Raw genomic sequence first — 18,792 nt, 5'->3', positions numbered from 1 at the left:
TAACAAATCGAGTGGTACAAATGTAAAACCTTAGTGCCTGTCCGTTGATACGCACGATGGTTTATTGTTAAATGGGAACATTAAAATAAAGTGATCGACTTGTTGTTAGAACAATAAGACGATCATACAAAAGGATGTGCTATGTCGGTGATTAAAGATAACAGCGAAGTGCTGATGCATTTTGCCATTAAACTTGATGATGGATCGGTTGCGGAATCTACTTATGCCGCAGGTAAGCCTGCAATGTTTCGCATGGGAGATGGCAGTTTAACTGACAATTTTGAAAAGTGTTTATTAGGGTTAACTATTGGTGAAAAAGGTACATTTGAACTATCACCAGAAGATGCATTTGGTTTACCTAACCCCGATAATATCCACCATCTTGATTTAGCTAAATTTGGTGCTGATGCTCCTGCTGAAGTGGGTAACATTATCGCCTTTGCTGGTCCCGATGGGCACGATATTCCCGGAATAATTACAGCCGTTGTGGGTGATTCTGTTACTGTTGATTTCAATCATCCACTTGCAGGGCAAGCTGTCACCTTTGAGGTGGAGGTTGTCTCCATTGAAAGTTAAGAGCAATTGTTGATGAAAATCTTACTCGCAAACCCACGTGGTTTTTGTGCTGGTGTTGATCGTGCGATCAGCATTGTAGAGCGTGCGTTGGAAATGTACCAACCGCCTATTTATGTTCGTCACGAAGTCGTACATAACCGTTTTGTTGTTGAAGGGCTAAAGCAGCGAGGTGCGATTTTTGTTGAGGAACTCAGTGAAGTACCTGACGACAATATCGTTATTTTTTCCGCTCATGGTGTTTCACAAGCGGTGCGTAATGAATCTAAACAACGTCAATTAACCGTGTTTGATGCAACGTGTCCATTGGTGACAAAAGTACATATGGAAGTGGCTCGTGCTAGTCGAAAAGCGATGGAAGTAGTACTGATTGGGCACGCAGGGCATCCCGAAGTTGAAGGCACAATGGGGCAATATGCTAATCAAGATGGTGGTATGTACCTTGTTGAAACACCGGATGATGTTGATAAGTTAAAAACAATTGTTAAAGATCCAAGCAATTTACACTATGTCAGTCAAACAACCCTGTCAGTTGATGAAACAGCAGATGTGATTGATCGCTTGCGTATCGTGTTCCCTGAGATCCAAGGGCCGCGTAAAGATGATATTTGTTACGCAACTCAGAACCGCCAAGATGCTGTGCGTGAAATGGCTGAAACGGTTGATGTAATGATTGTTGTTGGCTCAAAAAATTCCTCCAACTCTAACCGTTTGCGAGAGTTGTCGGAAAAGTTAGGAACACCTGGCTATCTGACCGATTGTGTTGAAGATATAGAAGCAAGCTGGTTTGAAAATAAAACCAAGGTTGGAGTCACCGCTGGTGCATCTGCGCCTGAAGAGCTTGTGAATCAAATTATTCAACAAATTCAGACAATCACAGGTTCTGATGTTGAAGAGTTATCAGGTCGTGAAGAAAACATGTTCTTTGAAGTACCAAAAGAGTTACAAGTTAAGAATATCTAATAGCATATTGATTTGTGCAGAATAAGCCTCAGTGAAAGCTGGGGCTTTTTTATCGTCTGTAAAACCGCTACAGTATTGAGATAATTATATATTCATCAAGGGAGAAGCACGCAATGGTAAGAATTGCGATAGCCGGAGCTGCTGGCCGAATGGGGCGTCAGCTATTAAAAGCAACACAATTATCAGAGAAAGCAGAATTAGGTGCCGCGACTGAGCGTGCAGGCTCTACATTAGTAGGTGCTGATGCTGGTGAGTTAGCAGGAACGGGTATTGCCAATGTGATCATTGTTGATGATCTTAACAAGGCTCTTGATGATTTTGATGTGTTAATTGACTTTACTGCACCTGTAGCAACATTGGCAAATATTGAGTTTTGTCAGCAACATAATAAAAAAATTGTAATTGGTACAACCGGGTTTACAGAGCAAGAGCGAGAGTTAATTGATCTTGCTGCACGTGATATTTCTATTGTGATGGCACCAAATTACAGTGTGGGTGTAAACCTAGTATTTAAGTTGCTAGAAAAAGCAGCCAAAGTGATGGGCGATTACTCTGATATTGAAATTATCGAAGCGCACCATCGTCATAAAGTGGATGCCCCATCAGGCACTGCAATTGGTATGGGCGAAGCGATTGCGGGCGCAATGGGCAATAAACTCAGTGATGTTGCAGTCTATGCTCGAGAGGGAATCACGGGTGAGCGTACTCGTGATGAGATTGGTTTTGCGACAATTCGTGCTGGTGACATAGTAGGTGAACACACAGCCATGTTTGCTGATATCGGTGAGCGTGTAGAGATCACGCATAAAGCAACAGACAGAATGACATTTGCTAATGGTGCGGTGAGAGCGGCGGTATGGCTTAACGATAAATCGCCAGGTTTCTACACCATGGAAGATGTCTTAGGGCTTGATTCATTATAAGCGAGAGAAAAACCTGCTGATTAGCAGGTTTTTTTATACCTGAATAAAGTGCGAATAAATATTGTAAATACAAATAGAGATAAATTTATCTGTGTTTTATGGGAATATTTTAACGCTGGTTAAATAACGCTCTGAGTTTGAGGTTTTTGTTGTGTAAAACGTGGCTTTGGGTGTTTTTTTTTAATGAGTTGATTGTTTTTGTTTGCTTTGTTGGTTTTTTGCGCCTTTTTTTTGATTGTTTAGGTTTGTTAATGGTTTGGTTTTAATTGCAAACGGTTGCGCTTTGGATCGATTTGATGTTGATACTGAAAAATACAACTAAACATGTTATTTTCGCATTTTGGATGCTTAATTGCATTGAAATAGTTATTTTTTGATTTTATTTTTGGTCTTATGTTGACAGGTTGCTAACAGATCAATAGAATTTGCGCAATTTGTCAAAAATCAGTAAGACGTGGTTTTTGATATGAAAAAGAATGGGTAATTGCAAGTTTATCTGTTTTAATTGCATTTTTATTTTATTGGAGGTTGTCTTGAGCAAATCTGCGCTATTAGTCCTTGAAGATGGGACTGTGTTCCGCGGCGTGTCCATTGGAGCAGATGGTTCGGCCGTTGGTGAAGTCGTTTTTAATACTTCGATGACGGGGTATCAGGAAATTCTCACTGACCCTTCCTACTCACAACAGATCGTTACCCTAACTTATCCCCACATTGGCAATACCGGTACTAATACCGAAGACGAAGAATCCACGGCAATTCATGCACAAGGTTTGGTTATTCGTGATCTCCCTCTTATCGCTTCAAACTTCCGCTCTGAACAATCTCTTTCTGACTATCTAAAATCACAAAACATCGTTGGTATCGCTGATATCGATACTCGTAAGCTAACCCGTATTCTGCGAGAAAAGGGCGCGCAAAACGGTTGTATCATCGCAGGCAACAACATCGATGAAGGTTTTGCTCTTGAGCAAGCGAAAGCGTTTCCAGGTCTGAAAGGCATGGATTTAGCGAAAGAAGTAACGACGAGCGAAACTTACAGCTGGAAGCAAGGTTCTTGGACACTAGAAAATGGTTTACCAGAAGCAAAAGAAGATAAAGAGCTGCCTTACCATGTCGTGGCTTATGACTTTGGTGCAAAACGTAACATCTTACGTATGCTGGTTGACCGTGGTTGCCGTTTAACAGTTGTTCCTGCACAAACGTCATCAGAAGACGTGCTTGCGTTAAATCCCGATGGCGTATTTTTATCAAATGGCCCTGGCGACCCAGAGCCATGTACTTACGCTATTGAAGCAACCAAAACATTCCTCGATAAAAATATTCCAATCTTTGGTATTTGTTTAGGTCACCAAATTCTTGCCTTAGCAAGTGGTGCAAAAACAGTAAAAATGAAGTTTGGTCACCACGGTGCTAACCACCCAGTTAAAGATTTAGATCGTGAAGTTGTAATGATCACCAGCCAGAACCACGGTTTTGCTGCAGACGAAACAACGTTACCTGAAAATTTACGTGCGACACACAAATCCCTGTTTGATGGCTCGCTACAAGGTATCCATCGTACCGACAAGCCTGCATTCAGTTTCCAAGGCCACCCAGAAGCGAGCCCTGGTCCACATGATGCAGCACCATTATTTGATCACTTTATCGAATTAATTAAGAAACACAGCGCCTAAGCCGGGAGTAGTAAGAAATGCCAAAACGTACTGACATAAAAAGTGTACTAATTCTAGGTGCTGGACCGATCGTTATCGGTCAGGCCTGTGAGTTCGATTACTCTGGTGCACAAGCTTGTAAAGCACTTCGTGAAGAGGGTTACCGCGTTATTCTGGTAAACTCTAACCCTGCCACTATCATGACTGATCCAGACATGGCTGATGCAACATACATCGAGCCAATTCACTGGGAAGTGGTACGTAATATCATTGCTAAAGAGCGCCCTGATGCGGTACTACCAACCATGGGTGGTCAAACAGCACTAAACTGTGCACTTGATCTTGAGCGTCATGGTGTACTAGAAGAGTTCGGTGTTGAGATGATCGGTGCAACAGCCGATGCAATCGATAAAGCAGAAGACCGCTCTCGCTTTGATAAAGCAATGAAATCTATTGGCTTAGAGTGTCCTCGCGCCGATACTGCTAAAACTATGGAAGAAGCTTACAAAGTTCTCGATATGGTTGGCTTCCCATGTATCATTCGCCCATCCTTTACTATGGGTGGTACGGGTGGCGGTATTGCTTACAATAAAGAAGAATTCGAAGAGATCTGTTCTCGCGGTCTTGATCTTTCACCAACTAATGAACTCCTTATTGATGAGTCATTAATTGGTTGGAAAGAATATGAGATGGAAGTGGTTCGTGATAAGAACGACAACTGTATCATTGTGTGTGCGATTGAAAACTTTGACCCAATGGGTATCCATACCGGTGACTCAATTACAGTTGCACCTGCGCAAACGCTAACAGATAAAGAATATCAATTAATGCGTAATGCATCGCTTGCAGTACTACGTGAAATTGGTGTTGAAACAGGTGGTTCAAACGTCCAGTTTGGTATTAATCCGAAAGATGGCCGTATGGTTATCATCGAGATGAACCCGCGTGTATCTCGCTCATCAGCACTTGCATCAAAAGCAACAGGCTTCCCGATTGCAAAAATCGCGGCAAAACTAGCGATTGGTTTCACCCTTGATGAACTAATGAATGACATCACGGGTGGTGCAACACCAGCATCATTCGAACCAACTATCGATTACGTAGTCACGAAAATCCCTCGCTTTAACTTCGAGAAATTTGCTGGCGCTAACGATCGTCTAACGACACAGATGAAGTCGGTAGGTGAGGTTATGGCGATTGGCCGTAACCAACAAGAATCATTACATAAAGCACTACGTGGCCTAGAAGTTGGCGCAAACGGCTTTGATGAAATGGTTGATCTTGATGATCCAAATGCGATGAGCAAGATCCGACATGAACTGAAAGAAGCCGGTGCTGAGCGTATTTGGTACATCGGTGATGCTTTCCGTGCTGGTATGTCGGTTGACGGTATCTTCAACCTAACTAACATTGACCGTTGGTTCTTGGTTCAAATCGAAGAAATCATCAAACTTGAAGAGCAAGTTAAAGCGGCAGGTTTTGCAGGTCTAAATGCTGAAGTATTACGCAAGCTTAAGCGTAAAGGTTTTGCTGATGCGCGTCTTGCTAAGTTATTGGGTGTTAGCGAAAGTGAAATTCGTAAACTACGTGATCAGTTTGACATTCATCCTGTCTACAAGCGTGTAGATACGTGTGCGGCTGAATTCTCATCAGATACGGCTTACATGTACTCATCGTACGATGAAGAGTGTGAAGCAAACCCAACAGACAAAGACAAAATCATGGTACTGGGCGGTGGTCCAAACCGTATTGGTCAAGGTATTGAATTCGACTACTGTTGTGTTCATGCATCACTGGCGCTGCGTGAAGATGGTTATGAAACTATCATGGTTAACTGTAACCCAGAGACAGTATCAACTGACTATGACACATCAGATCGTCTGTACTTCGAGCCTGTAACACTTGAAGATGTACTGGCTATCGCACGTGTTGAAAAGCCAAAAGGTGTGATTGTTCAGTACGGTGGTCAAACACCACTGAAACTCGCTCGTGCACTTGAAGCGGCAGGTGTGCCAATTATCGGTACAAGCCCAGATGCGATTGACCGCGCAGAAGATCGTGAGCGTTTCCAACAAGCGGTTGACCGTTTAGGTTTACTGCAACCAGAAAATGCAACAGTAACCACCATGGAGCAAGCGATTGAGAAGTCGCGTGACATTGGTTATCCATTAGTGGTGCGTCCATCTTACGTTCTTGGCGGTCGAGCAATGGAAATTGTTTACGACGAGCAAGATCTACGTCGCTACTTCAATGAAGCGGTAAGCGTTTCAAATGAATCACCAGTACTACTCGATCGTTTCTTAGATGATGCGGTGGAAGTAGACGTTGATGCAATTTGCGACGGTGAGCTAGTTGTGATTGGCGGTATCATGGAGCATATCGAGCAAGCGGGTGTTCACTCAGGTGACTCTGCATGTTCACTGCCTGCTTATACTCTAAGCAAAGAAATCCAAGATGTGATGCGTGAGCAGGTGAAAAACCTAGCGTTTGAATTAGGTGTTCGCGGATTGATGAATACCCAGTTCGCCGTAAAAGATAACGAAGTGTACCTTATCGAGGTTAACCCTCGTGCAGCACGTACCGTACCGTTCGTATCTAAAGCAACAGGTGCACCGCTGGCGAAAATTGCTGCGCGTGTAATGGCTGGTCAATCACTTGAGTCACAAGGTTTTACCAAGGAAATTATTCCACCGTATTACTCAGTGAAAGAAGTAGTACTACCGTTTAACAAGTTCCCTGGCGTTGATCCATTGTTAGGCCCTGAAATGCGCTCAACAGGTGAAGTTATGGGTATCGGTAATACGTTTGCCGAAGCATTCGCTAAAGCTGAATTAGGTTGTGGTAAAGAATACCCTGAAGGTGGTCGTGCGCTATTATCTGTTCGTGAAGGTGATAAGCAACGCGTGGTTGATTTAGCGTCTAAGCTAATTAAGCTTGGCTACCAATTAGATGCAACACACGGTACAGCAGTTATTCTTGGTGAAGCTGGCATTAACCCACGTCTAGTGAACAAAGTACATGAAGGTCGTCCTCATATTCTTGACCGTATCAAGAATAATGAATACACCTACATTGTAAATACTGCATCGGGTCGTCAAGCGATTGAAGATTCAAAAGTACTTCGTCGTGGTGCGCTAGCTGAAAAAGTTAACTACACTACAACCCTAAATGCGGGATTTGCAACTTGTATGGGACATACTGCGGATGACCGTAATACAGTGTCTTCAGTTCAAGAGCTTCACGCACGTATTAAATAAGTAATACTAGCGACTAAATGAAAAGCCGAACATTAACGTTCGGCTTTTTTTATTGTTAAAAACATAATCACATATAACTCATGGGAATTTTATATCATAAGTCTAATCAGTTGCTGTTCAGATTTATTAACGTAAGATACTGGCGTCGCAGTAAGCGATGCATTCTTCTTGGATATTTTAATGAACAATACCGACCATCCCCCCAGTATGAAGCTGGAAAATTAGCCTAGGTAACGGTATTAAATAGTATATTCCGTGCTGCCAGGCTCGGAGTCATGTCTCGTAACCCTCTTTTTGAAATTATTCATCTTTGACACATCTCCTGTAATTTTCCTCCTATTACTTATCCATAATATATGCTGTAAATCCACGTTGCGCATGATGGCGCGGTTGTATCGTTATGTGGTGCGCTAGGATTTATTGTAAATGTTAATGTGGTGGTCGTTACCTTTTCTCTATAGAGAAACAGCTAGTCGGGAGATTCGCCATGGCGGTAATGAACTATGCAGCTTATGCTGCAACAATCCATATTGCTCAAAAAGAGGCGTTAGCAGTACGTAATGCTTTTTTGAAATATGATCTAGATGAACAAGCGCAATTATTGGCAAAAATGCCAGTCGCAGATGCTTTAGCTATGTTGCATGAATGTCCATTGCGGCATGTGCAAATTTTATTAGATCGTTTAGATGAATTAAAAGAAGACATACGAGCACGTCAGTTAGCCAGTGGTTTAGGGTTGATTTGCTCAGAGGTTGAACCGACTGGGCATTATTTAGAAAATAGTGTCTTAAACCATGTCAAAGAACGTATTGGTTGGGTTGTAGGGCTGGCTTTAATGGGCATTGTCTCAGGCTTAATTATCTCTCACTATGAAGATACCTTGAGTCAATTAGTCCTACTTGCGATTTATATGCCGGTGATTGCAGCAGCAGGAGGGAATACTGGCTCGCAGGCTGCAACACTGGTTGTGCGAGCATTGGCAATGGAAGAAATACGCTCAAAAGATTGGCTATTAGTTCTTTGGAAAGAATTTAGAGTTGCGATTATTATCGCGCTGAGTCTTGCAGCAGTGATCATTGGCCGGGTGATTTTCTTTAGCGGGGATGTGGTGTTACCTGCAGGAATGACACTAGACTCGATCGCATTTGCTATTGGGATCGCCATTGCTATTCAGGTGGTTATTTCTACTAGCGTTGGTGGGATTTTACCTATGCTAGCGCGATCATTAAATCTCGATCCTGCGGTATTAGTCAGCCCTGTATTAGCTTCCATGGTCGATATCACAGGGATGGTGATTTACTTCAAGACAGTCAATTGGATGCTAGGTTTCGGTTAGTAAGACTGCTTGGATTAAAAAAGCCGCTATTTCTCGAATCTTTCAAGTTGAAAGTATTTAATAGCGGCTTTTATCTATCTAGTCTCTTATTTAGTAGTTTTTATAGAGTGAGTTATAAAGCTGCTTTTCAAATTGGTAAATCGGCGGTAGTGCTGCTTTTTTGCCATCATGCATATGTGGATAGTAATTTGTCACTAACTGCACAAATAATAGCGGTTTGCCGTTGTGGGTCTTAATCACACCTGCAAGGTTATAGGTTCCGAATAAAGAGCCACTTTTAGCAATAATCTTTCCTTTTAACGGAACATCATGAAGACTGCGACGGTACTGTAACGTGCCACTTTTACCTGATACTGGTAGATCGTTCATCAACCCAAGCTGTGGATGACGGTAAATGTAAGTCACCACTTTCATTAAATCATTTGCCGTTAAACGGTTATTACGCGATAAGCCTGAACCATCCACCATCACAGTATCAGAAAGATCGATACCGGCTTTATCTTTTAGTATCGCTTTAATCGCTTCAATGCCATTGGTGTAACTACCTGCTTGGTTGTAGTACTTTGCACCAATGGTTTTGGCAATGTTATCGGCAAATAAGTTATCAGAGCGCTTCAGCATAATATCAAGAAGCGTTGATAGTGGAGCTGAGCGATGCGTTGCGATGATTTTACCGCTGATTTTATCGTTACGAAGTACCTTACCGTTTAATTTTATCCCTGCACGCTTAAGCTCTTGTTGAATAACTGCGGTTGAATACAAAGTGGTGTTCTGTACTGCAAATTTAAGTGGTAGAGGATCTCTACGAGGTTGGATACAGCCACTAATTTGATACATATTACGATCATTAGATGTCATTGAAAGCTGACAGTGCTGCTCTTTCTGCTGTGCTTTCGAGACCACAATCGCAGATGTTTTGGCTTGAATTGGCTGGTGGCTAGGCACATTTACACGTGTAACATCGCCAAAAGATTTATTGCTGTATAGCGCACCTTGAACACAGTTGTGCTCTAAGCTGATACTACTTGATGGTGCACTATAGCAAGAGCCTAAAATATCCCAAGGCCAACCAATAGCACGCTCGTAACCAGTAAAGTGACTCCCGTTTAGATATAGGTTGCCTTTAATTATGCTACCCCCTCGCTGTTTTAGTTGGCGAAGTAAATTGGCAATATCACTGCGTTTCAGTGTTGGATCGCCATTAAATTTCAAAATGATATCATTACCTTTCGTTTCAAGGTAAGTATCAAAGCGGAAGTTATTACCAAGATATAGTTTTGCAGCAAGGGCGGTGATCGTTTTTTGGGTACTTGCTGGGGCTTGCAATTCATCTGCGCGTTTATCGTATATAACTTTGTTAGTGGCTGGGTTAACAATAAGAAGTGCGACATCACTCCCTTTTGGGAGGTGTTCGATAGCTTGCTGAGGTGAGAACGCAGCGAAAGAATAGAAGCTGGTAGTAATTAATGCGGAGCAAAGCAGTTTTTTAAACATATCAAGGCATAATCTTGGTTAAAAGGTAGGCCTTAATCATAACGTTTATATGGGGTAGGGTAAAAAGAGAGAGGAAATAAATACTAAAAATGACACAAAACTAATAAAAAAAGCGCCGACCTAAGTCGACGCTTCATCTGTTCTACTTTAATCACAAGGATTAGAAGTCGTAACGAGCACCTAGAACGAATTGGTCAGATGCTGCAACTTTACCTACTTTGTCCTTATCAAGCATGTTGAATGTGTAAGAAGCGTAAGTGCGGAAGTTGCTGTTGAAGTAGTAAGTAGCATCAACTGCAGCTGCATTTTGTAGCTCATCGTATACGTTGTGAGCGTTTTCATCTTTCATGAAGCCGTAAGTAGTCGTGAATACAGTTTTACCCATAGTGTAAGCTGCTGCTACTTCGTAACCTTGAGTATCAGTTAGTTTATTATCGTTGCTAAGAGCATCACGACGACCTGACTTGTAAAGACCACCGAAGTATAGGTCGCCCATTGTGTAAGATGCTACAGCGAAAGTTTGTTCTGAACGAGCGCTGTGTGAATCAGAAATAACTACACCTTTGGCATCTTTGATTTGACCACGTTGTTCGCCGTAACCAGCACCTAGAGCAAGACCAGTATCACCTACGTTATATACCGCACCTGTTGAGAAACCGTGAGCATCATTAACGTCTTGGCCGCCTTGGTCAATCGCGCCGCCAAATACGTAGTTTGCTTTGAATGTTAGATCACCAAAGTTACCTGTGTATGCTAAGTTGTTAGATGTACGGTCAGCTACTGCTAGCTTAGTACCACCAACTACAGAACCTGCGTATGCCATGATATCAGTGAAATCAGTTAGCATACCTAGAGAGCCGTCAGCCTTACCGTAAACGATTTGGCCGTATTGGTCGCTGTTTACACCAGCGTAAACGTAGCGAGTTTCGTTCTGTTGAGCGTCACCCTTAGTGCTTTTAATTTCTTCTTCTAGAAAACCAATACCTTGTACGCCATCTGCAATTTGTGTTTTCGCATCGATGTTTACACGTGCACGTGATTGATCAGTAACTTCGTCAGATACTTTACCGTTTGAGTCTGCTTGATCAGAAAGAAGAGCACGCGCTTCTACACGGCCGCCGATAGCAAGAGAAGATGTGTCGTCTGAGTAAACTTGTGCTGCTGATGCTGCGCCAGATAGAGTTGCTGCTGTTACTGCTAGAGCAATAAGATGCTTGTTCATTACCGAATCCTTTTAAATTTTTTATGTGTTGCATTTCTATGCCAAATGCATGCTGTTCTTTTTACTTGTGTCTACTGATTTATGTTAGTAAAAAAAACTGAAAAATACCTCACGAGCATTCATTTTTTGTTTTTTTTAGCTTTTATCTTTAATTTAATCAGTGTGTTATACCAATCAATAAAAGTTCTAAATTAATTTTGTTTTTTAGTTGTATTTAGGTAATCAGCGAAAAATATCTGAGTGAATATTTGTATAAATATTGTTGAAGTGTGAGGTTATAACTTTTCTCAATGAAAAAAAGGTGGTACATGAAATGGTTATTCTTGTGGTAAATATTTTAACTATTGATTTGTTACTATGAATTATTGATATAGTATTTTTAGCATATTCATTGTTTTTGACTGTTATTAAAACGAAAAACAGATTAATGACGCAACGAGGATGATCTCTTGTTCATCTTTGTTTAAAATGATAAACATCGTGACATATACCCTGTTAGCCTAATCACTATTGGGCTAGCTTTTTTATTACCTGAAATTGGCGTGCGCTATCAGGTTATTGAGGTAATTTATTTATGGAAAAAGTGCCAATGACTGTACGTGGCGAACAAAAGCTACGTAGTGAACTTGAAGTATTGTTGAAGCGTCGCCCTCTTATTTCTCAGGCGATCGCAGAAGCACGTGAGCTTGGCGACTTAAAAGAAAATGCGGAATATCATGCGGCTCGTGAAGAGCAAGGTATTTGTGAAGCGCAAATTCGTGATATTGAGTACAAGTTATCTGTAGCTCAAATTATCGATGTAAAAACAATGCCAAATACAGGCAAAGTGATTTTTGGTACAACAATCACGTTATTAGATTTAGATACTGATAATGAAGTGACTTACTGTATTGTTGGTGATGATGAAGCGAACATTAAGGAAAACTTAATTTCAGTGAACTCGCCTATTGCGCGTGGTTTGATTGGTAAGATGGAAGGTGATGAAGTTGCGATTACCACACCAGGTGGCCAAAAAGAGTTTGAAATTGTAGAAGTGAAATATATCTAGTAATTTCAACGATAATTATCTTCATCAGAAAATATAATTATTTAAATAGGCAATATCGATTAGCGGTTAATGCGCGATTGTGTATTAATAGTTGATATAAAAAAGGCCGCTAGGCGGCCTTTTTTATTTGCGAGGAAGCTCGATTTTACGATCTTCACTCTGGCGGTAAAGAACCAATGTTTTACCGATAACCTGCACTTTTTCAGCTTTAGTTTCGCGAACAATAGCGTCGACGATTAAAACTTTAGTTTCACGATCTTCAGTAGCAACTTTAACTTTGATCAATTCATGATGGTTAAGTGCAATTTCAATTTCAGCTAATACTGCTTCTGTTAGGCCGTTTGCACCCATAAGTACAACTGGTTTTAGATTGTGAGCAAGACCTTTTAGGAATTGCTTTTGTTTGGTGCTTAGATTCATGATGACTCTATTTTTTTAGTTATTAGGGTTGAAAACGTGACATTCTACCGCCATCTAGACTAGAAGACTAATTTGTTTGCGTTATGGCAGCATGAAAATTTGTAGTGTTTGAGTTGTACTGCACATTTTGATCGTACATTTTAATGAATTAGATGCGATAAAGCCTTTGGCAGACGTATACTTAACAAGTATCTCAACTCATTAGGTTAGACATGAGTAGAAAAAAACAATCCGGCAGTTCTGGCCGTTGGCTAAAAGAGCATTTCGACGATAAATACGTTCAGGAAGCACAGAAGCGTGGTTATCGTTCACGTGCTTTCTTTAAAATTGAAGAAATTCAGAACAAAGATAAGTTATTAAAACCGGGCATGACAGTGGTTGACCTTGGTGCTGCACCAGGTGGTTGGTCACAATATGCGGCAGAAATTGTAGGCAGTGAAGGGCAAGTCATTGCTTGTGATATTTTGCCAATGGATTCCCTTCCAGGCGTTAGTTTCCTGCAAGGTGATTTCCGAGAAGAGGCAGTGTTAGATGCACTATTGGACCGCATTCAACCAGATATGGTTGACGTGGTGATGTCTGATATGGCACCTAATATGAGTGGTAATCTTGCATCCGACCAACCGAGAGCGATGTATCTTGTTGAGCTTGCACTAGATATGTGTCGACAAGTACTTGCACCGAATGGCAGTTTTACGGTAAAAGTTTTCCAAGGCGAAGGTTTTGACCAATATCTAGCTGAGATTCGTAGTATGTTCAAAGTGGTTAAAATTCGTAAACCAGATTCCTCGCGAGATCGCTCGCGTGAAGTCTATATTGTGGCTACAGGTTACAAACTGTAGTAATCTACATTCATCTTTTAGTTATCGCGAGGTTAACACCTTGAGTGACATGGCAAAAAACTTGATTTTATGGTTAGTCATTGCTGTTGTTCTTATGTCTGTATTCCAAAGTTTTGGAACTAACAGTAGTAAAGCAAGTGGTCAAGTAGACTATACAACATTTGTCCGTCAAATCGGTCAGGATCAGATAAAGGAAGTGCGATTCAATGATCGTGAAATCACTGTAACCAAACGTGATAATGCGAGCTATGTAACATACTTACCTGTCGCGAATGATCCTAAGCTGTTAGACGATTTAATTAACGCTAACGTAGCTGTTGCAGGTACACCACCTGAAGAGCCTAGCCTATTGGCTTCAATCTTCATTTCGTGGTTCCCAATGCTTCTATTAATTGGTGTTTGGATATTCTTTATGCGTCAGATGCAGGGCGGCGGTGGCAAAGGTGCCATGTCGTTCGGTAAATCTAAAGCGCGTATGATGAGCGAAGACCAAATCAAAACAACGTTCGCCGATGTGGCTGGTTGTGATGAAGCGAAAGAAGACGTTAAAGAACTGGTTGATTACTTACGTGATCCAAGCCGTTTCCAAAAGCTAGGTGGTAAAATCCCAACAGGTGTGTTGATGGTTGGTCCTCCTGGTACTGGTAAAACCTTACTTGCAAAAGCGATTGCAGGTGAAGCGAAAGTACCGTTCTTTACTATTTCTGGTTCTGACTTTGTTGAAATGTTTGTTGGTGTTGGTGCATCTCGTGTGCGTGACATGTTCGAACAAGCAAAAAAGGCTGCGCCTTGTATCATCTTTATCGATGAAATCGATGCGGTAGGTCGTCAACGTGGTGCTGGTGTAGGTGGTGGTCATGATGAGCGTGAGCAAACACTTAACCAGATGCTAGTTGAGATGGATGGCTTTGAAGGCAATGAGGGTATTATCGTTATTGCTGCAACAAACCGTCCTGACGTACTAGACCCTGCGTTACTTCGTCCCGGTCGTTTTGACCGTCAAGTAGTAGTAGGTCTTCCTGATGTACGCGGTCGTGAGCAGATCCTTAAAGTTCATATGCGTAAAGTACCACTAGATGGTGATGTAAATCCGTCATTGATTGCTCGTGGTACACCAGGTTTCTCTGGTGCTGATTTAGCAAACCTTGTTAACGAAGCGGCATTATTTGCAGCTCGTGGTAACAAGCGTACTGTTTCGATGGTTGAGTTCGAATTAGCGAAAGATAAGATCATGATGGGCGCAGAGCGTAAATCAATGGTTATGTCTGAAGAGCAAAAAGAATCAACTGCGTATCACGAAGCAGGTCACGCAATTATTGGTCGTTTAGTGCCGGATCATGATCCTGTATATAAAGTATCGATTATTCCACGTGGTCGTGCGCTAGGTGTAACTATGTACTTACCTGAGCAAGATCGTGTAAGTCACTCTCGTGAGTTCTTGGAGTCAATGATTTCAAGTCTTTACGGTGGTCGTTTAGCTGAAGAATTGATTTACGGCGTAGATAAAGTATCAACAGGTGCATCAAATGACATCGAACGCGCAACTGATATTGCACGTAAGATGGTGACTCAGTGGGGCTTCTCTGAGAAGTTAGGTCCATTACTTTATGCTGAAGATGAAGGTGAAGTATTCCTTGGTCGTTCAGTTACACAAAGTAAGCATATGTCTGATGACACTGCAAAACTGATTGATACTGAAGTTCGTACCTTAATTGATCGTAACTATCAACGTGCTCGTCAAATTCTAGTTGATAATATGGATATCATGCATGCAATGAAAGATGCATTGATGAAATATGAAACTATTGACGCAGGTCAGATTGATGACTTGATGGAACGTAAAGCAGAAATCCGTGCACCGAAAGGTTGGGTGGATGATGAAGATACGATGAAACCATCAGGTAAAGAAGCACCTGAAACTGAATTAGCACCTGATGAGCCAATTGGCGATGGTATTGATGCGTTGACGAAAGAAGACGATACCGATACAAAACCTCAGGCTTAATTTAGCGTTGAATAAAAACCCTGGCCTTGGTCAGGGTTTTTTTTATCTTAATTAAATGGAATAGTAGATGCAGTTAACCAGTCGTAATAAAAATTTAGATCTATCTACCCCACAGGTCATGGGTATTTTAAATGTTACGCCAGATTCATTTTCAGATGGTGGGAAGTTTAATCGTCTTGATTATGCGCTAAATCATGTGGAAAGCATGCTGCAAGCTGGCACATCCATTATTGATATCGGTGGTGAGTCAACCCGACCAGGTGCTAAAGAGGTGGCACTTAATGAAGAGTTAGATCGCGTGGTACCGATTATTGAAGCTATCCGTCAACGTTTTGATTGTTGGATTTCAATTGATACCAGTAAAGCTCAGGTCATGAAAGAGGCGGTAAATGCAGGGGCTGATTTGATTAATGATGTACGTGCGTTGCAAGAGCCTAATGCATTAGAGGTTGCCGCAAAAGCCAATGTACCGATTTGCTTGATGCATATGCAAGGCCAACCTCGTACAATGCAGCACCAACCGAATTATAATCATCTTATTCAAGATGTTTCCGATTTTCTGAGTGAGCGAATTTCAGCGTGTGAAAATGTTGGTATTTCACGTCAGCAGTTAATCCTAGATCCTGGTTTTGGGTTTGGTAAAACGCTTGAACATAATTATCAAATGTTGGCCAAATTTGAACAATTTCATCAATTTGGTTTACCTGTATTAGCCGGGATGTCGCGTAAATCAATGATATTCAATTTATTAGGTAAGCCAGCGGCTGAATGTCTCGCAGGAAGTTTAGCTTGTGCTACCATTGCAGCAATGAAAGGTGCGCATATTATTCGTGTTCATGATGCTAGAGAAACAGCAGAAGTCGTGAAAATTTATAATATGGTACTGCAACAATCGAAATAAAAGTGAATTGTGATGTGTCATTAATTTGTGCGTCACTGAAGTATTCAATATAGCTAGGAGCAAAACATGTCTGAACGTAAGTTCTTTGGTACTGATGGTATTCGTGGTTTAGTCGGTGAAGCACCAATTACACCTGACTTTGTAATGAAGTTAGGTTGGGCTGCTGGCCGCGTATTATCACAAACGGGGACAAAAAAAGTCTTAATTGGTAAAGATACCCGTATTTCTGGCTATATGTTGGAGTCGGCTTTAGAAGCTGGCTTAGCTGCTGCAGGTTTAAAAGCCGCATTCACTGGACCAATGCCAACACCAGCAGTTGCTTACCTCACTCGTACGTTCCGAGCAGAAGCTGGTATTGTTATTTCCGCTTCTCACAATCCTTATTATGATAATGGTATTAAATTCTTTTCAGCTCAAGGTACTAAATTACCTGATGATATTGAACTTGCAATTGAAGCTGAAATGGAAAAACCATTAACCTGTGTTGAATCAGCATTGCTTGGTAAAGCTTATCGTATCGATGATGCAGCTGGACGTTACATTGAATTTTGTAAAGGTACTTTTCCAACACATTTAAGCCTTGAAGGTTTTAAGATTGTTGTTGATTGTGCTCATGGCGCAACTTATCACATTGCGCCCAAAGTATTTTCAGAGTTAGGGGCCGAAGTGATTGCTATCGGTTGTGAGCCTAATGGCGTGAACATTAACGACAAAGTAGGAGCAACTGATGTTGCTGCGCTTCAGGCTAAGGTATTAGAAGAAAAAGCTGACTTTGGTATTGCACTGGATGGTGATGGCGATCGTGTGATCATGGTTGATGAGCTAGGTAATAAAGTTGATGGTGACCAAATTGCCTACATTATTGCTCGTGATGCATTACGTCGTGGCGAGCTAAAAGGTGGTGTTGTTGGTACATTAATGACAAATATGGGCATGGAAGTTGCTCTTAAGAACTTAGGTATTCCATTTGTTCGCGCCAAAGTAGGCGATCGTTATGTAATGGAAGAGCTGCAGAAGCATGATTGGTTGATTGGTGCAGAGAACTCTGGTCATGTCATTTTGCTTGATAAAGTGACAACCGGCGATGGTATTGTAGCTGGTCTTCAAGTAATGGCATCAATCGTTGCAAGTAAGATGAGCTTAAAAGAACTTTGTGATGGTATGGTTATGTTCCCTCAAGTACTTGAAAATGTACGTTTCAAAGGGACATCTGATCCACTAAAGTCTGATGCAGTTATTATTGCAACTAAATTAGTTGAAGAAAAGTTAGGTGATAATGGTCGCGTATTGCTACGTAAGTCGGGCACTGAGCCATTAATTCGTGTTATGGTTGAAGGCCAAGATGCGGCTGATGTTCAGCAATATGCTCTTGATATTGCAAAAGCAGTAAAAGAAAACTGTTAATTTGCATTCAGCGATAAATTTCAACTAAGAATTTTATCGAATAAAGAAGAAGGCAGGGTAGCGGATACTCTGCCTATATTTTTATGTCGACTTCGTTTTGGCTAAATGTTGTGCAAGTGGTGTGGTGTAAAGCATTTTTCATCAAATATTACTTGTCACTACGATAGGGTTTCGCTAGTATTCAGTCGCTCCTTGGAAGATGGAGTGCGCTGGCCCTGCCTAGAGCAAAGCTGGCATAGCAATTTAACCATAGGTGGAAGCCATGTACGAAATTCTACTTGTGATTTATCTTGTCGCCGCGCTTGGTGTAATTGGCCTGGTTTTGGTACAGCAAGGTAAAGGCGCAGATATGGGAGCCTCATTTGGGGCTGGGGCATCAGGCACATTGTTTGGCTCTAGCGGTTCCGGTAACTTTTTAACCCGAATGACAACAGTTTTGGCTGCAATTTTCTTTGTTATCAGCCTTGTTCTTGGCAACATGAGCGCAAAACAAGCAACAGAGGGAAGTGGTTGGGATAACCTAACTGCACCAGCAACAACACAACCTGTTGTTGAAAAAACAAAAACTGAGAAGGCTCCATCAACAGATGAGATCCCTCAGTAATTAAAGATTTAGCCGAGATGGTGAAATTGGTAGACACGCTAGCATGAGGTGCTAGTGCCGCAAGGTGTAGGGGTTCAAGTCCCCTTCTCGGCACCATTATACTGGTTACTTGAAAAAGTAACGCCCGAACGATATAATCGTTGAATTC

15 protein-coding genes and 1 tRNA gene are annotated in these 18,792 nt (G+C 41.6%); 13 read left to right on the top strand and 3 right to left on the bottom strand.

From position 1 onward, the window contains the following. The first annotated feature begins 141 nt into the window (after window positions 1-141). The 6 genes from fkpB (at window position 142) to CTN01_RS12805 (ending at window position 8,704) form a co-directional block, all read left to right on the top strand. Window positions 142-576: an FKBP-type peptidyl-prolyl cis-trans isomerase gene (fkpB, locus tag CTN01_RS12830; RefSeq protein ID WP_045083744.1), complete on the top strand. Its 435-nt coding sequence runs from the start codon at window positions 142-144 to the stop codon at window positions 574-576. Between the two features lie 12 nt (window positions 577-588). Further along, window positions 589-1,536 (top strand): 4-hydroxy-3-methylbut-2-enyl diphosphate reductase, encoded by a 948-nt coding sequence (gene ispH / locus CTN01_RS12825; RefSeq protein ID WP_045128370.1) that lies wholly within the window; start codon window positions 589-591, stop codon window positions 1,534-1,536. A gap of 113 nt (window positions 1,537-1,649) precedes the next feature. Then, entirely contained in the window at window positions 1,650-2,459 is an 810-nt protein-coding gene (dapB, locus tag CTN01_RS12820; RefSeq protein ID WP_045149145.1) for a 4-hydroxy-tetrahydrodipicolinate reductase, read from the top strand. Between the two features lie 533 nt (window positions 2,460-2,992). Further along, window positions 2,993-4,132 carry a glutamine-hydrolyzing carbamoyl-phosphate synthase small subunit gene (gene carA / locus CTN01_RS12815; RefSeq protein ID WP_107188457.1) on the top strand — a complete coding sequence of 380 codons (1,140 nt, stop codon included), beginning with the start codon at window positions 2,993-2,995 and terminating at the stop codon, window positions 4,130-4,132. A 17-nt stretch (window positions 4,133-4,149) separates the two neighbouring features. Then, on the top strand, window positions 4,150-7,368 hold the full coding sequence (gene carB / locus CTN01_RS12810; protein WP_045149147.1) for a carbamoyl-phosphate synthase large subunit: 3,219 nt from the start codon (window positions 4,150-4,152) through the stop codon (window positions 7,366-7,368). Window positions 7,369-7,855: 487 nt separating this feature from the next. Then, a complete protein-coding gene (locus CTN01_RS12805) occupies window positions 7,856-8,704 on the top strand; it encodes a magnesium transporter (protein WP_107188458.1) in 849 nt (282 codons plus the stop codon). 90 nt (window positions 8,705-8,794) lie between these two features. On the opposite strand, the gene dacB is transcribed toward CTN01_RS12805, so the two are convergent. Both dacB and CTN01_RS12795 read right to left on the bottom strand, forming a co-directional pair. Further along, window positions 8,795-10,198, bottom strand: coding sequence for a serine-type D-Ala-D-Ala carboxypeptidase (gene dacB, locus CTN01_RS12800; RefSeq protein WP_045149148.1), 1,404 nt, complete (start codon window positions 10,196-10,198; stop codon window positions 8,795-8,797). A gap of 160 nt (window positions 10,199-10,358) precedes the next feature. Beyond that, the gene (locus CTN01_RS12795) at window positions 10,359-11,420 is read right to left on the bottom strand and encodes a porin (protein ID WP_045149149.1); all 1,062 of its coding nucleotides are present in this window, start codon (window positions 11,418-11,420) and stop codon (window positions 10,359-10,361) included. A gap of 574 nt (window positions 11,421-11,994) precedes the next feature. Here CTN01_RS12795 and greA point away from each other — a divergent pair. Next, window positions 11,995-12,468: a transcription elongation factor GreA gene (greA, locus tag CTN01_RS12790; RefSeq protein ID WP_005369564.1), complete on the top strand. Its 474-nt coding sequence runs from the start codon at window positions 11,995-11,997 to the stop codon at window positions 12,466-12,468. A gap of 123 nt (window positions 12,469-12,591) precedes the next feature. On the opposite strand, the gene yhbY is transcribed toward greA, so the two are convergent. Beyond that, window positions 12,592-12,888 (bottom strand): ribosome assembly RNA-binding protein YhbY, encoded by a 297-nt coding sequence (gene yhbY / locus CTN01_RS12785; RefSeq protein ID WP_045128373.1) that lies wholly within the window; start codon window positions 12,886-12,888, stop codon window positions 12,592-12,594. A 212-nt stretch (window positions 12,889-13,100) separates the two neighbouring features. Here yhbY and rlmE point away from each other — a divergent pair, with 212 nt between their 5' ends. The 6 genes from rlmE to CTN01_RS12755 all read left to right on the top strand — a co-directional run bounded on the left by rlmE (window position 13,101) and on the right by CTN01_RS12755 (window position 18,740). Continuing rightward, window positions 13,101-13,730 carry a 23S rRNA (uridine(2552)-2'-O)-methyltransferase RlmE gene (rlmE, locus tag CTN01_RS12780; protein ID WP_005369560.1) on the top strand — a complete coding sequence of 210 codons (630 nt, stop codon included), beginning with the start codon at window positions 13,101-13,103 and terminating at the stop codon, window positions 13,728-13,730. A 49-nt stretch (window positions 13,731-13,779) separates the two neighbouring features. After that, on the top strand, window positions 13,780-15,735 hold the full coding sequence (ftsH, locus tag CTN01_RS12775) for an ATP-dependent zinc metalloprotease FtsH (RefSeq protein ID WP_045149150.1): 1,956 nt from the start codon (window positions 13,780-13,782) through the stop codon (window positions 15,733-15,735). 67 nt (window positions 15,736-15,802) lie between these two features. Then, on the top strand, window positions 15,803-16,636 hold the full coding sequence (gene folP / locus CTN01_RS12770) for a dihydropteroate synthase (protein WP_045149151.1): 834 nt from the start codon (window positions 15,803-15,805) through the stop codon (window positions 16,634-16,636). A 66-nt stretch (window positions 16,637-16,702) separates the two neighbouring features. Then, complete coding sequence (gene glmM, locus CTN01_RS12765) at window positions 16,703-18,040, top strand: phosphoglucosamine mutase (RefSeq protein WP_045149152.1); 1,338 nt, start codon at window positions 16,703-16,705, stop codon at window positions 18,038-18,040. 262 nt (window positions 18,041-18,302) lie between these two features. After that, complete coding sequence (gene secG, locus CTN01_RS12760) at window positions 18,303-18,644, top strand: preprotein translocase subunit SecG (RefSeq protein WP_005369550.1); 342 nt, start codon at window positions 18,303-18,305, stop codon at window positions 18,642-18,644. A gap of 11 nt (window positions 18,645-18,655) precedes the next feature. Then, window positions 18,656-18,740: transfer RNA gene (locus CTN01_RS12755), tRNA-Leu, on the top strand. Window positions 18,741-18,792: the final 52 nt, after the last annotated feature.

Origin of the sequence: Photobacterium angustum (assembly GCF_003026365.1) — a bacterium.
GTDB lineage: Bacteria > Pseudomonadota > Gammaproteobacteria > Enterobacterales > Vibrionaceae > Photobacterium > Photobacterium angustum.
Note: the sequence above shows the minus strand (reverse complement) of the source record. Positions and strands in the feature narration are given on the sequence as shown.